Here is a 12,090-nt window from a genome sequence, read left to right on the forward strand (position 1 = left end):
CCGGCCCCGCCGAGGCCCCTCCCGCGCCCCAGTCCACGCCCACTGCCGCGTACGCCGACGCGCCGTACGCGGAGCCCCCGTACGCCGACGCGCCCTATGCCGACGCGCAGCGTCTGGCCGCGCAGTACCTCGCCGCGGCCCAGCAGGCCGCCGCCGAGCGCACCCGCTCCGCGGAAGAGATGCGCGAGGCCGCCGCCCGGATCGCCGCCAAGCACTCCGACGCGGCCCGCCGCAACGCCGAGAAAGCCTCGGCCCGCCACCTGGCCACGCACGGCGCGGCGGCCGAGCGGGCCGCGGCCGCCGCCCGCAAGGTGGCCGCCGCCGCGACCCGCGCGGCCACCGGCGTCACCGTTCCCGGCGCCCCGGCGGCCCCGCCCGGGTTCGTCGAGTCGGGCCTGTCGACGGCCTCCGGCGTGCCGATCCGCCGGCTCTACCGGCGGACCGACGACCGCGTGCTCGGCGGAGTCGCGTCCGGTATCGCCGAGCACGTCGGCGCCCGGCCGCTCGTCGTCCGGCTCGTGTTCCTCGTGCTGCTGGCGTTCGGCGGCCTCGGTGCGGTGCTCTACGCGGTGTTCTGGGCCGTGCTGGCGATCGACCCGGCCGCCGAGCAGCGCGGCCGCCGCCGCGACACCGGGCAGCTGGTCGCGTTCGTCGTGTTCGGCCTGGGCATCATCGTCGTGCTGCTCGGCGTCGGCGGGAACAGCCAGCTGGTGCTGGTCTGGTGTCTGGGCGTCGTCGCGGTCGGGGCCGCGCTGGTCTGGCGCCGGGCCGACCCGGTCCAGCGGCAGCGCTGGGTCGCGGCCGCGCCGCAGGTGCCGTGGCTCGGGCCGGTGCTGGCCGGTGGCCGCGGAATGATGGCGGTCCGGCTGCTCGGTGGCGGCGTCCTGGTGATGGTCGGGCTGGTCGGCTTCCTCGTCTTCTCCGGCGAGTGGGAGTCGGTCCGCGACGGTCTGCTGTTCGGCGGCGTGCTGCTGGCCGGCGTCGCTCTGGTGCTGGCGCCCTGGCTGGCGCAGATCATCATCGAGCTGCGCGCCGAGCGCAGCGAGCGCATCCGCTCGCAGGAGCGGGCCGAGATCGCGGCGATGGTCCACGACCAGGTGCTGCACACGCTGGCGCTGATCCAGCGCCGGTCGGCCGACCCGCGCGAGGTGGCCCGGCTGGCCCGCGGTCAGGAGCGCTCGCTGCGCAACTGGCTGTACAAGCCGACCGCGTCCGCGGCCGAGCGGATCGGGGCCGCCCTGGAGGAGGCCGCGGCCGAGGTCGAGGACGCGTTCGCGGTGAGCGTCGACGCGGTCGTCGTCGGCGACTGTGCGCTCGACCCGGGGCTGACCGCGCTGGTCCAGGCGTCCCGCGAGGCTTTGGTCAACGCGGGCAAGCACGCCGGGGTAGCGTCCGTGTCGCTGTACGCCGAGATCGAGCCCGACCAGGTCAGCGTTTTCATCCGGGACCGCGGCCGGGGCTTCGACCCGAAGGACGTGGACGACGACCGGCACGGCGTGCGCGGCTCGATCCTCGGCCGGATGGAGCGGCACGGTGGTAAGGCAGAGATCCGGAGCAGCCCGGGCAGCGGTACCGAGGTCCGGCTGACGATGAAACGCACGAACGGTGACTGACATGACGACGCCAACTGACGCCCGGGTCCGGGTCGTCCTGGTCGACGACCACGGGATGTTCCGGGCCGGGGTCCGGGCCGAGCTCGGTGGATCGGTCGAGGTCGTGGGGGAGGCCAGTACGGTGCCCCAGGCGGTGTCGGTGATCACCGCGCTCACCCCCGACGTCGTGCTGCTCGACGTCCATATGCCTGATGGTGGTGGCCGAGCCGTCCTCGAGGCCATCCGTCCGACGTTGCCGCAGGTGAAGTTCTTGGCTCTGAGCGTGTCGGACGCGGCCGAGGACGTGATCGGTCTGATCCGGGCCGGAGCCCGGGGCTACGTGACCAAGACGATCGCGGCGGACGAACTGGCCGACGCGGTGAAGCGGGTCGCCGACGGGGACGCGGTGTTCTCGCCGCGGCTGGCCGGGTTCGTGCTGGACGCGTTCACGCAGCGGCCGGAGACCGTGGTGCGGGATCCGGAGCTCGACCTGCTGACGAACCGCGAGCGCGAGGTGCTCCGTTTACTCGCCCGCGGCTACGCGTACAAAGAGATCGCGTCGGAGCTGTTCATCAGCGTCAAGACGGTAGAGACGCACGTGTCGTCCGTCCTCCGCAAACTCCAGATGAGCAACCGCTACGAACTCTCCAGGTGGGCCGTCGACCGGCGGCTCATCTGAAACAGCACGAAGGCCCGCGCACAACTGCGCGGGCCTTCGCTGTCTGATCACTCCGACTCGGCGAGCAGGCCGTACAGGCGACGGCGGGCCTCGGTGAGGATCTCCACCGCCTTCTGCCGCTGCTCCTCCGTGCCTACCTGGGCCACCTGGCCGGCGGCCTGGACCACCGGGCCGATCGCCTGGTGCAGGTCGATCACGCTCTGCTCGACGCCCTCGGACGCCTGCGCCCACGGAGCCGGCTGCTCGGCCAGCGCGTCGGCCTCGGCGCGGCCACTGTCGGTGAGCGAGACGAGACGCTTCCCGTCGGTCTCCTCGATCGTGACCAGCCCCTCGTCCTCCATCAGCTGGAGAGCGGGGTAGAGCGAGCCCGGGCTCGGCCGCCACATTCCGTTACTGCGCTCGGCGATCTCGCCGATCATCTCGTAACCGTGCATCGGCCGCTCGCGGAGCAGGACCAGAACAGCGGCGCGGACGTTGCCACGCCGGCCCCGACGCCCGCCCCGGCCGTGCGGGCCGAACGGACCACCGAAACCCGGACCCCCCGGACCGAAGCCCGGACCCCCGGGCGGAAACGGCGGCGGACCGCCGAAACCGGGAAAGAAACCATGCCGACCACGGCCACGGCCGCGGTGCTCATGAGGTGTGCGGTACATGAGTGCCTCCTGTGTAGATGTAGTACCGATGCACTAACGATATATCGGAAACACATCGACACGCAAGCCCCAGCGAGATCAACTAGTTAGCCGGGCTCGGCCTAACGGCCCATCCGGAGCCGCCGCATCGGATCGGACGCCCCACCGGGGGCCCCAAAGGGCTGTTTGGCCGCATACCATCGGTACATCTCGCTTTCCTGTCTCGGCGACCGACTGGGGGTGATCGCTCACTATGTCGACGCATCTCGTTGACAACGGCTGGGCGTCAAATGGCCGCTGCTGTCCTGGGCGGGCCGAGGCATGAGCGCCGAGGCCACCCCGTTCGGGTCGAATCCGACTCAGCCGCTCGGTCGGCGCGCGTCAACTGACGCGGAAACCGGCGGAACGGTAACGGGGGGGCCGGTCAGAGCCTTCCGGGCTCTCCTGCGCGGAACAGCAAATCCGCGAGACGACGACCCGCTGCACACGCTCCTCGGGCTGCACCGCACCGTGCACCCCAAGGCCGACGTCGAGGTACTCCGCCGGGCCTACACGATCGCGGAGCGTGCTCACCGCGGTCAGATGCGCAAGAGCGGCGACCCGTACATCACGCACCCGCTCGCGGTCACCGAGATCTGCGCCGAGCTGGGCATGGACACCACCGCGCTGGTCGCCGCGATCCTGCACGACACGGTCGAAGACACCCAGTACACGCTCGACCAGCTCCGCGCCGACTTCGGCGACGAGGTCGCGCTCCTGGTCGACGGGCTCACCAAGCTCGACAAGGTCCGCTTCGGCACCGCGGCGGCCGAGGCCGAGACCAACCGCAAGATGATCGTCACCGCCGGCCGCGACCCACGCGTCCTGGTGATCAAGCTCGCCGACCGCGTCCACAACATGCGGACGCTCGGCTTCAAGTCGGGCCCGTCGCAGCAGCGCATCGCGCGCGCGACCAACGAGGTCCTGATCCCGCTGGCCGGCCGGCTGGGCATCCACAAGCTCAAGCGCGAGCTGGAAGACCTCGTCTTCCGCATCCTGCATCCGGACGCCTACCTCGAGGTCGAGCGCCGGGTCGAATCCCGGATGGCCGAGCGCCGGAAGTACCTCGACGACCTGGTCGAGGGTGCGGCCGCCGAGCTGCGCGGGGCCCGGATCAAGGCCACGGTCACCTGGCGCGAGCGTCACCTGAAGTCGGTCTGGAAACAGATCAACAAGACGCCCAACGCGCCCGACGACTTCATCGGCGCCGACCGGCTCGTCGTCGTCATCGAGGGTGAGCCGACCGACTGCTACGCGGCGCTGGGCATCATCCACGGGCGCTGGCACCCGATCCCGGGCCGGTTCAAGGACCACATCGGCGTCCCCAAGTTCAACATGTACCAGTCGTTGCACACGACGGTGATCGCGCCCGACGGCCGCTGTGACGTGCTGATCCGCACCGAGGGCATGAACCGGGTCGCCGAGTACGGCATCGCCGCGCTGCACCGCTTCGGTCGCGACCGCGTCGGCGACGCGGCGGCCGAGCTCGAGTGGCTGCAGCGGGTGCTCGACTGGGAGGGCGACGCCGCCGAGCCGGGCGAGTTCATGGACTCGCTGCGCTCCGGCCTGGCCGACCACGAGGTCATGGTGTTCACGCCGAACGGCCGGGCGATCAGCCTGCCCGAGAACGCGACCCCGGTCGACTTCGCCTACGCGGTCTCCACCCACCTCGGCGACCGGTGCATCGGCACCAAGGTGAACGGCCAGCTGGTACCGCTGGCCCGGCCCCTCTCCGACGGCGACGTAGTGGAAGTCCTCACGTCGCCGTCCGAGTATTCGGGGCCGAGCGAGGAGTGGCTGCGGTTCGCGAAGAGCCCGCAGGCCCAGATCCAGATCCGCCGCTGGTTCGCCGAAGACGTCTCCGAGGTCTCGATCGAGAACGGCCGGCGTGACATCGCGGCCGCGCTGGCCGTCGAGGGCCGCGTGCTCGCCCACGACCGGCCGCTCTCGATGCTGGCCCGATCGCTCGACCTGCCCGACCACGACTCGCTCTGCGCCGCGGTGGCCGACGGCCGCCTCGACCCGGCCGACGTCGCCAAGCGCCTGATCCTGATCGTCGACGGGCCCGGGGAACCTACCTGACCGTGATCGTGTGCTCGACCACGTCGGTGCGGGCGCCGTCGGCGGCCGACTCGCGGTAGACCGTGAGCTTGTAGGTCCCGGCCTCCCGGGCCTCGACCGTGAACTGGAACGGCTGCTTCTGGGTGCTGCCCGCGCTCGCGTAGCCGGTGATCGGCTCGCCCGGCCCGTCCAGGCTCCAGAGCAGCGTCCCTTCGAACGCCACGCCCGACCCACGGACGACGAAGCTGCGACCGACGGTCGCGCCGTTGGCCGGCGCGCTCAGCGTGATCGCCGCGTCGGTGGCCGCGGCTCCGCTCATCGGGCTCGCCGCCGTCGTGGCCGCGGTCACGGCACTCGATTCCGACGTCGTGGGAGCCGCGCTTTCCGGGCTGTCGTCACTGCTGCAGCCCGTGACCAGGCCGACGAGTGCCAGCCCTACCCCGATGATCGTGATGCCGTGTCGCCGCATGAAGCTCCCCCCGCTGGTCCTCGACATGCTCTAGCCTGCCGGGCGCGAGGTCGAGTACCGACGCATTCGTTTTGTCGGATTAGTCCGGAGAGACGCCGATGGCAGTGTCATTGCTCGGGTCCGAGGAAGTACTCGTCCATCGGCACCCGCACGTGCGGGTGCTGGTCCGGCCCGCGGTGATCATCGTCGTCGTGGTGGGGCTGGCCGGGCTGCTCGTCGTCGTCGTGTCGCAGTCGTCGACCCGGTGGGGCGTCGTCGCGGTGGCGGCGGTGGTGCTGCTGGCGACGGCGACCCGGCCGGTGCTGCACTGGCTCACGACGACGCTCACCGTCACCGATCGGCGTCTGCTGCTGCGCTCCGGCGTGCTGGCCCGGTACGGACGGGACATCCCGCTCGGCCGGATCGACGACGTGTCGTTCGAGCAGACGCTGCTGGAGCGGATGCTGGGCTGCGGCACGCTCTACGTCGAACTGGGCGCCGACCGGGACGTCATCGTGGTGCAGAACGTCCCGCGCGTCGCCCACGTCCACGCGGTGATCTACGAGCTGCTCGAAGAGCGGCTGGACCTCGACGAGTTCGAAGACGAGTTCGAGAGCGACTAGCCCTCGGCGCGGGCCGCCTCGCGGTCTTCCCGCGGGGCGGGCACGGCGGCCTCGGCCGTGGTCTCCAGCTCGTCGACGAGGGCCTCGGCGGACTCCGGCGGCGCGGCCGCGACCGCGGCCACCGCCACGTCCTCGGCCGGAACGACGACGTCGCCGAACACGAAGCGCTTGTAGGACCAGAACCGGAACAGCGTCGCGACGCCGACCGCGAACAGCCGCACGATGTTCAGCGCCAGCTGATCGTGCAGATCGAAGCCGTACTTCGCGACCCCGACGATCGCCGCGGTGATCGCCAGCCCGACCCCGTTGAGCGCGAAGAACAGCGTGTACTCGCGCCGCAGCCCGGACCGCTCGTGCTTGCGGAACGTCCAGTGGCGGTTCGCGAAGTACGCCAGCGTCGTCGCCACGGTCGTGGCCACGATCTGCGCCTTCACCGGACCGATCACGAACAGCAGGTTGAAGATCGCGGTGTCGACCACGAAGTTCACCGCGCCGATCACGCCGAACGACGCCAGCTGCTTGAAGAGCCCGTCGCGGCCGGCGCGAACCTTCGCCAACAAAGTCACGTGCGCCACGATAGAGACTCGATGCACGTCACCATGAGTCATTGGTCAGATGGTGGCCCGGTCCGGCTCGTAGAGCGTGTCCTCCGGGTGCAGGAACACCCAGCGCCGGTAGGCCCAGAACCGGAACGCGGTGGCGACCGCGATCGCGAACAGCTTGACCACGTTCAACGCGGCCACGTGCTCGACGTGGAACACGTACGACGCGATGCCGAGGATGCCCGCGGTGATCACGAGCCCGATCGCGTTGAAGACGAAGAACAGCAGGTACTCGCGACGCAGACCGGACCGGGCCCGGTGCCGGAACGTCCAGTGCCGGTTCATGAAGTACGACGACGTGGCCGAGATCACGGTCGAGACGACCTGCGCCTTGATCGGGCCGATCGACAGCACCGCGTTCCAGACCGCGAAGTCCAGCACGGTGTTGACGACGCCGATGATGCCGAACTTCGTGAGCTCCTTGATCAGCGCGTGCCAGCGGTCGCGGAGACGGCGGACGAAGTTCACCGATCGAGGATATGCGCCGTCGTTCCGCGCTGCTCGCGGGGCAAGGTCGTGCATGATCTGGGCACGGCTGGAGGGCGTCCCCGGTTCGACCGGCCCGCCGGTTAGCCTTTCGGTCATGCACCCCCGTACCGGACTCCCGGTAGTCGGCATGGTGGGCGCCGGCCAACTCGCCCGGATGACCCACCAAGCCGCGATCGCCCTCGGGCAGTCACTGCGCCTCCTCGCCGCCCACCCCGACGACGGTGCCGCGCTCGTCGCGTCCGACGTCCTGATCGGCGACCACACCGACCTGGCCGCGCTCCGCAAGCTCGCGGCCGGCTCCGAGGTCGTGACGTTCGACCACGAGCACGTGCCGCCGGAGCACCTGCGCGCGCTGGTCGCCGACGGCGTCACGGTCTACCCGGGGCCGGACGCGCTGATCCACGCGCAAGACAAGCAGGTGATGCGGTCGCGGTTGGCCGAGCTGGGCGCGCCGATACCGCGCTGGGCGCCGGTCACGTCGGTCGCGGACGTGGAGCGATTCGGGTTTCCCGCCGTGCTGAAGGCCGCTCGGGGCGGCTACGACGGCCGTGGCGTCTGGATGATCGACTCCGCGGACCAGGTGCAGGAACTGCTCAACGCCGGTACCCCGCTGATCGTCGAGGAGCGGGTACCGCTGGTGCGGGAGCTGGCCGCGGTCGTCGCCCGGTCGCCGTTCGGGCAGGTGGCCGCCTGGCCGGTCGTCGAGACCGTGCAGCGGGACGGCATCAACGTCGAGGTCGTCGCGCCGGCGCCGGGGCTGTCGGAAGACCTGGCGATCGAGGCCCAGGAGCTGGCGATCCGGCTCGCCGCCGAGCTGGGCGTCGTCGGGGTGTTGGCGGTCGAGCTGTTCGAGACGGCGTCCGGGATCGTCGTGAACGAGCTGGCCATGCGTCCGCACAACTCGGCGCACTGGACGATCGAGGGCTCCCGGACGTCCCAGTTCGAGCAGCACCTGCGGGCGGTCCTCGACTATCCGCTCGGCGCCACCGGGCTGACGGCCCCGTACGTCGTGATGGCGAACCTGCTGGGCGGCGACGTGACGCCCCCGAGGCCCGGCGAGTATCCGAAGGGCGGCCACGACAAGCCACCGGCGCAGATGACGCTGGACGAGCGGATCCACCACATGATGGCGGCCGAGCCGGGCGTCAAGGTGCACCTGTACGGCAAGGAACTCCGCCCCGGGCGGAAGGTCGGGCACGTGACCGCGCTCGGCGACGATCTGGACGAGGTTCGCCGCCGGGCCCGGCGGGCCGTGCACTGGCTGCGAGAGGGAGAAGATTCGTGACCGTCGGTTTGATCATGGGCAGCGATTCGGACTGGCCCACGATGAAGGCGGCGGCCGAGGCCCTGACCGAGTTCGGGGTCTCGCACGAAGTGCGGGTCGTCTCGGCTCACCGAACCCCGAAGGCGATGCTCGACTACGCCGAGTCAGCGGCCGCCCGGGGCCTTCGCGTCATCATCGCCGGGGCCGGTGGAGCGGCCCATTTGCCGGGGATGGTCGCGTCGATGACGCCGCTGCCGGTGATCGGCGTCCCGGTGCCGCTGAAGCACCTGGACGGCATGGACTCGCTGCTCTCGATCGTCCAGATGCCGGCCGGCGTCCCGGTGGCCACCGTGAGCATCGGCGGCGCCCGCAACGCCGGGCTCCTGGCCGTCCGGATCCTGGCCGCCGCCGACGACGAGCTGCGGTCGAAGATGCAGACGTTCCAGGACGACCTCCGCGCCCTGGTCGCCACCAAGGACGCGGCCCTGCAGAAGGAACTCAGCTGACGATCGCCATCGGTGGACGGCTCGACCGCCCACCGATGGCCGGATCGGCTCAGCCGCGGGCGAAGGCCTGCAGCCGGTTGACCGTTCCGTTGAACACGTTCTGGTCGACGCCACCGGTTACCCCACTGACGCGGCCGCCGTCTTCGCCATGGACCCACTGCCACATCGTGTAGTAGCCCCAGCCGGACGGAACGCGGGGCCGGGTCGTCCTCGTGTTCGAGATCCAGAGCGGGAAGCGGGAGGTGACCTGCGGCCAGCTCCCGACACAGGTAGCCCACCAGTTCGGCGTGGTGTAGATGACCGCATCGCGCCGGGTGGTACGGCGGTACTCGTTGAGGAACTGCGCGATCCACCGCCGGGTCGACGCCGGGTCGGCACCACAACGACCTTCCAGGTCGAGTGCACCGGGTAGCGTCATGCCGTCGGGCGACCAGCCACCGCCGTGCATCACGAAGTACCGCGCCTGAGTGGTTCCGTCAGACACGCTGAACCGCGCGTAGTGGTACGAACCGCGGATGATTCCGGCGTTGAACGCACCGTTGTACTGACCTGCGAAATAGCGTCGATTGGGAGTGTTGAGACCGTCGGTGGCGAGAATATAGGTCCATCGGACGCCCGCATTACGGACGGCTGCCCAATTGACCGAGCCTTGGTAATTAGAGACGTCCACGCCGGGCACGCCGCTCGGCGCAGTTGCGGCGTCAGCCGGTGTTCTTACGGCTGCGACCAGCAGTAACGCAATGATGGTGAACAAGGGAACGCGTCGGAGCATTTGATCCCCCCGGATGCTGGATGAGTGTCTGCGCCGACTTGGCGAAAGCACGATCGTCACCCGGAACAGGACCGCCAGATTTGCCCGCTAGGAACAGCGCACGGCTGATCTTAGCGATGGGGCGCTTACGCGCTGCCCCCACGAGCGCCGACAAATTCGGGAGTACGCCGTTAGGCGGTGGGACCGTAGGCGGGCCACTCGATCTTGGGGCAGTGGTCCATCACGACCGTGAGCCCGGCGTCCACGGCCCGCCCGGCCGCCTCCTCGTCGACCACGTCGAGCGGCGTCCACACGCCGGAGGCGCCGGCCTCGATCGCCTCGTCGACGTGCGGCCCGACGAACTGGGAGCGGCGGTAGATACCGACCACGTCGACGCCCGGCGGCACGGACGTGTGGCCCTCTTCACCCAGCACGGCTTCCGCCCGCGGGTTCACCGGCACGATCTTCACGCCGTTGCGCTGCAGGAACGCCGCCATCTGGTACACGGTGCGGTACGGCGTGTCGGTGAGCCCCACGAACGCCCACGTCTTCGCGGCCAACAGCTTTCGGATGTCGTCGGCTGAGCTGTGCATGCCCCCAACGTACGTCGAGGCCCGGGCCACCGGCCCGGGCCTCGACGTACGTTGGGGAACTCAGGCGCGGCCCATGCCCCGGTACTCCCAGCCGGCGGCGCGCCACACAGCCGGGTCGAGGCAGTTGCGACCATCGACCACGCGCTTGTGCGCGACGGCGTTGCCCAGCGTCACCGGGTCGGCGTGCCGGAACTCTTCCCACTCGGTCAGCACGACCACCGCGTCGGCGTCCCGGATCGCGTCGAGCGCCGAGGTGGCGTAGGCCACGGTCGGCAGCGCCCGGCGCGCGTTGTCGATGCCCTGCGGGTCGTAGACGGTGACCTGCGCACCCGCCTCGGCCAGCCGACGCGTGACCGCCACGGCCGGCGAGTCGCGCACATCGTCCGAATTAGGCTTGAACGTGGCGCCGAGCACACCGACCCGGGCCCCGTCGAGCGAACCGCCGACGAGCTCCTCCGTCAGCGAGACGGCCTTCTCCCGACGACGGTCGTTGATCTGGTCGACCTCGTTGAGGAACCGCAGCGCGTGCCCGACGCCGAGCTCGTCGGCCCGGGCCTGGAAGGCCCGGATGTCCTTCGGCAGGCAGCCGCCGCCGAAGCCGACGCCGGCCCGCAGGAACTTGTTGCCGATCCGGACGTCGTAGCCGATCGCCCGGGCGAGCTGGGTGACGTCCGCCCCCGCGACCTCGGAGACCTCGGCCATCGCGTTGATGAACGAGATCTTCGTGGCCAGGTACGAGTTGGCCGCGACCTTCACCAGCTCCGCGGTCGGGAAGTCGGTGACGACGGTCGGGACCTCGCGGTCTTCGGCCACGCCGAGCTCGTAGACGCCCTTGTAGGTGGCCTCCAGCATCTGCTGGGCCCACTCGCTCTTGACGCCGAACACGAGCCGGTCGGGCCGCAGCGTGTCCTCGACCGCGAAGCCCTCGCGCAGGAACTCCGGGTTCCACGCCACCTCGACGCCGAGGCCGGCGGGCGCGTGCTGCGCGACGAGCTCCTCGACCCATTCCGCGGTGCCCACCGGCACCGTGGACTTGCCGACGACCAGCGCCTTGCGCGTCAGGTGCGGCGCGAGCGAGACCACGGCCGATTCGACGTACCGCATGTCCGCGGCCATCGAACCCGCCTTCTGGGGCGTTCCGACGCAGACGAAGTGCACGTCGCCGAATTCTGCGGCTTCGGCGTACGAGGTCGTGAAGCGCAGCCGGCCGGTCGAGAGATTGCGACGGAGCATCTCGTCCAGGCCGGGCTCGTGGAACGGCACCTGGCCGTCCGCGAGTTTGGTGATCTTGGACTCATCGACGTCGACACCGAGCACTTCGTAGCCGAGTTCGGCCATCGAGACGGCGTGGGTGGCCCCTAGATAACCCGTGCCGAGAACGGTGAGGCGAGGTCGTTGGGGGATCGATTCCGACACGCGTGCTTCCTCCTGTGGCAAGACCCACCGGGTCAGCTCTATTGGGGCCGGGCGGGGTGCAGGGGCCGTCCGGGTCGCTTCAACCGTACGAGCATAGGTGGTGCCTACCATGCCGCACGCTGAACTACTCTCCCCGACCGCTAGAGTCAGAACAACTTAATGAGCGTTAAGGCTCGTGTTCATCTTTTACCAGGACCAATGGGATTTTTCGTCACGGAAGCTTCGTTCGGTATTTACCGGCTTGCGGCAATCTCGCGAACCGCATCGCGCCGACGAGGTGGTCGCACCGCCGGCGGCCACTGTCGACGATCACGAACCGGATCAACCGAATCGTCAGGCCACGCCAGCTCTTGAAGTGATCCCGCGGCCGCGTCCGGTTGTCGCACACTGACTCG

At 70.1% G+C, this 12,090-nt stretch carries 14 protein-coding genes; 7 read left to right on the plus strand and 7 right to left on the minus strand.

Going from position 1 to position 12,090, the window contains the following annotated elements; all coding sequences use genetic code 11:
- Positions 1-413 precede the first annotated feature (413 nt).
- Complete coding sequence (locus tag FL583_RS03285) at positions 414-1,613, plus strand: ATP-binding protein (protein ID WP_420843113.1); 1,200 nt, start codon at positions 414-416, stop codon at positions 1,611-1,613.
- Between the two features lies 1 nt (position 1,614).
- Positions 1,615-2,271 (plus strand): response regulator, encoded by a 657-nt coding sequence (locus FL583_RS03290; protein ID WP_142702948.1) that lies wholly within the window; start codon positions 1,615-1,617, stop codon positions 2,269-2,271.
- Between the two features lie 47 nt (positions 2,272-2,318).
- On the opposite strand, the gene FL583_RS42250 is transcribed toward FL583_RS03290, so the two are convergent.
- Positions 2,319-2,924, minus strand: a complete 606-nt coding sequence (locus FL583_RS42250; RefSeq protein WP_142702949.1) for a PadR family transcriptional regulator — start codon at positions 2,922-2,924, stop codon at positions 2,319-2,321.
- Positions 2,925-3,413: 489 nt separating this feature from the next.
- On the opposite strand from FL583_RS42250, the gene FL583_RS03300 reads away from it, so the two are divergent.
- On the plus strand, positions 3,414-5,024 hold the full coding sequence (locus FL583_RS03300) for a RelA/SpoT family protein (protein WP_170323456.1): 1,611 nt from the start codon (positions 3,414-3,416) through the stop codon (positions 5,022-5,024).
- Here FL583_RS03300 and FL583_RS03305 read toward each other — a convergent pair.
- Entirely contained in the window at positions 5,017-5,472 is a 456-nt protein-coding gene (locus FL583_RS03305; protein ID WP_170323457.1) for a Gmad2 immunoglobulin-like domain-containing protein, read from the minus strand. The genes FL583_RS03300 and FL583_RS03305 overlap by 8 nt on opposite strands.
- A gap of 98 nt (positions 5,473-5,570) precedes the next feature.
- Between FL583_RS03305 and FL583_RS03310 the strand changes: the two genes are divergently transcribed.
- The gene (locus tag FL583_RS03310; protein ID WP_142702952.1) at positions 5,571-6,074 is read left to right on the plus strand and encodes a PH domain-containing protein; all 504 of its coding nucleotides are present in this window, start codon (positions 5,571-5,573) and stop codon (positions 6,072-6,074) included.
- Here the strand turns inward: FL583_RS03310 and FL583_RS03315 are convergent.
- Both FL583_RS03315 and FL583_RS03320 read right to left on the minus strand, forming a co-directional pair.
- Positions 6,071-6,640: a GtrA family protein gene (locus FL583_RS03315; protein WP_170323458.1), complete on the minus strand. Its 570-nt coding sequence runs from the start codon at positions 6,638-6,640 to the stop codon at positions 6,071-6,073. The genes FL583_RS03310 and FL583_RS03315 overlap by 4 nt on opposite strands.
- Before the next feature lie 45 nt (positions 6,641-6,685).
- Positions 6,686-7,144 (minus strand): GtrA family protein, encoded by a 459-nt coding sequence (locus FL583_RS03320; protein WP_170323459.1) that lies wholly within the window; start codon positions 7,142-7,144, stop codon positions 6,686-6,688.
- A gap of 115 nt (positions 7,145-7,259) precedes the next feature.
- Between FL583_RS03320 and FL583_RS03325 the strand changes: the two genes are divergently transcribed.
- A complete protein-coding gene (locus FL583_RS03325) occupies positions 7,260-8,450 on the plus strand; it encodes a 5-(carboxyamino)imidazole ribonucleotide synthase (RefSeq protein WP_142702955.1) in 1,191 nt (396 codons plus the stop codon).
- 14 nt (positions 8,451-8,464) lie between these two features.
- Positions 8,465-8,935, plus strand: coding sequence for a 5-(carboxyamino)imidazole ribonucleotide mutase (gene purE, locus FL583_RS03330; RefSeq protein WP_142703197.1), 471 nt, complete (start codon positions 8,465-8,467; stop codon positions 8,933-8,935).
- A gap of 49 nt (positions 8,936-8,984) precedes the next feature.
- Here the strand turns inward: purE and FL583_RS03335 are convergent, their stop codons facing one another.
- The 3 genes from FL583_RS03335 to FL583_RS03345 all read right to left on the minus strand — a co-directional run bounded on the left by FL583_RS03335 (position 8,985) and on the right by FL583_RS03345 (position 11,806).
- Positions 8,985-9,689 (minus strand): GH25 family lysozyme, encoded by a 705-nt coding sequence (locus FL583_RS03335; RefSeq protein WP_205751809.1) that lies wholly within the window; start codon positions 9,687-9,689, stop codon positions 8,985-8,987.
- Between the two features lie 188 nt (positions 9,690-9,877).
- Complete coding sequence (locus FL583_RS03340; protein WP_142702956.1) at positions 9,878-10,279, minus strand: CoA-binding protein; 402 nt, start codon at positions 10,277-10,279, stop codon at positions 9,878-9,880.
- A 60-nt stretch (positions 10,280-10,339) separates the two neighbouring features.
- Positions 10,340-11,806: a UDP-glucose dehydrogenase family protein gene (locus tag FL583_RS03345; RefSeq protein WP_142702957.1), complete on the minus strand. Its 1,467-nt coding sequence runs from the start codon at positions 11,804-11,806 to the stop codon at positions 10,340-10,342.
- Between the two features lie 64 nt (positions 11,807-11,870).
- On the opposite strand from FL583_RS03345, the gene FL583_RS03350 reads away from it, so the two are divergent.
- The gene (locus tag FL583_RS03350; protein WP_142702958.1) at positions 11,871-12,086 is read left to right on the plus strand and encodes a hypothetical protein; all 216 of its coding nucleotides are present in this window, start codon (positions 11,871-11,873) and stop codon (positions 12,084-12,086) included.
- Positions 12,087-12,090 lie beyond the last annotated feature (4 nt).

It is taken from the genome of Cryptosporangium phraense (genome assembly GCF_006912135.1).
In the GTDB taxonomy this organism is placed as follows: Bacteria; Actinomycetota; Actinomycetes; order Mycobacteriales; family Cryptosporangiaceae; genus Cryptosporangium; species Cryptosporangium phraense.